The sequence below is a fragment of the Streptomyces sp. NPDC033229 genome (genome assembly GCF_055576875.1).
On record NZ_JBVIQR010000186.1, the window covers coordinates 1 to 1,729 of the forward strand.

Here is a 1,729-nt window from a genome sequence, read left to right on the forward strand (position 1 = left end):
CTTTCGTGATTCTCGACGGGACACTTCTCCCCATCGACCGCATCGCCGCCGACCGCCCGTACTATTCCGGGAAATACCGGCGGCACGGCATGAACCTGCAGGTCATGCGGCAGCGCACCGCCTGCTCGGCCTGGCGGTCCGACAGGCTGAGCAGGAACTGCAGTAGGCAGACGGTGGCCAGCTGGGCGGGCGAGAGGCCGGGGCGCCCGTCGCGGGGGTACAGTCGGCGAAGTCCTCGTCGCACCACAACCCGTCCAGCCGGTCTCTCACCCACATCGCCGTCGTACCGCCCGGGTTGCTCGCCCGCGCGATCCGCGCGGTCAGAGGCGGGACTTGATCACCGGAACGGAGACGGAGCGACAACGAGCACCTCGACGATCACAGGAGCCTTCGGAACAGCCCCGAGCATGCCGGGAAGCGCAGTGCCCCGCCAGGGATCCCCAAGATCCCCGACAGAGTCAAGCTAAGTTCGCCTGGACCAGCATCATCCGCCACCAACTCGTCAAGGGCGGAGCGTCCCCGGACGACCCTGCCCTCGCCGAGTACTGGCGGGACCGCCGCCGAGGAAAGCGTCACCGCCGATGGACAAGACCTCGTCCTAGAGGCCAGGCAACAGGGGCTCTGCCCCCTCTGCAAACAGGCGCTGATCGCCGGAGCCGAGTGCGAACCGGACAGCCCACGCGAGTGGATCAACTGGTTCGCGGCCCTTGAAGAAGATGCTCCACAAGCATCACTTCACCTACCGACGATTACTGTAGGCGGCACGGACGAGCGGAACAACCTTCGCCTCATGCACTCCGAATGCCACCGTCAGCACCACGCGGGCGACGGCAAACGGGCCACGCAACTCTGCCTACCTGCGAAGCCCTTGGTGCTTTTGATTCTTCGTTTTCAGGGTGTCGGGATTAGCGGCTGGGGGTGTGTGCCGTTTGGTATGTGGTATCCCGGTGGGGGTGGCTTGTCCCCTGGTCAGCGGGCTCGGGGGAACGTGCGTGGTTCGGGGCAGCGGGGTTGTTCGGGGAAGGGGTAGCGCCGCCGGGGGGCGCGGCGCTTGAGTATCTCCCGGAGATCCGCCTGCGTGTGGTCCGGGCGGTGGTGTGGGGGCGGACGGGAGGCGCTCGGGTCGAGGGGGCCCAGCGGGCGGGCGTCGCGGATGAGGCCAGAGTGGCGGCAGTGGCTGGCCCGGGCTCTGGAGGAGGAGCCGGCCGCGCACGGCTGGGGCGAGGATCGGCGATGGACCCTCGCGAGGGTCCCGGTGCTGATCGCACGCCGATTTCACGTCCGTTCCGGCATGACAGGCCTGGGGAATCCTGCGGCAGACGGGGTGGCGGCTCCGGGTCCCGGTGCGCCGGGCGGCCGGGCGGGACGGCGCCGCGGTGGAGGCGTGGGCGCGGGAGGTGTGGCCGCGCGTGGGGAAACGGTGAGGGACCAGGACGCCTGGCTGTGCTTCGAAGACGAGTCCGGCCAGGGACTCCGCCCGCCGGAAGCACGGGCCTGGGCCCCGTCGCGGCATCACCCCCGTCCTCCGGGTCCGCGGCCGCGGACCGGGCCGGGTCTGCCTGTGTGCACCGGGCCTGAATCCCGCGAAGAACTCTGGCCGCTCCTGCGGCGCTCAGCGACCGCCAACGCCGCCTCTGAGGTTGAAAGGGTGGGGTGACAAGCTACGGAGGCTCCAGCCCGAGTCCGGTCTCGGCTATGAAGCCGTCGAGGATCTCAGGTCGGCGTTGGA

2 pseudogenes are annotated in these 1,729 nt (G+C 69.4%); one reads left to right on the forward strand and one right to left on the reverse strand.

The annotated features are described in order from the left end of the window. A pseudogene (locus ACZ53N_RS37255) lies at window positions 1–149 on the forward strand (IS5/IS1182 family transposase); the annotation flags it as partial. Between the two features lie 2 nt (window positions 150–151). Here the strand turns inward: ACZ53N_RS37255 and ACZ53N_RS37260 are convergent. Further along, a pseudogene (locus ACZ53N_RS37260) lies at window positions 152–274 on the reverse strand (hypothetical protein); the annotation flags it as partial. Window positions 275–1,729: the final 1,455 nt, after the last annotated feature.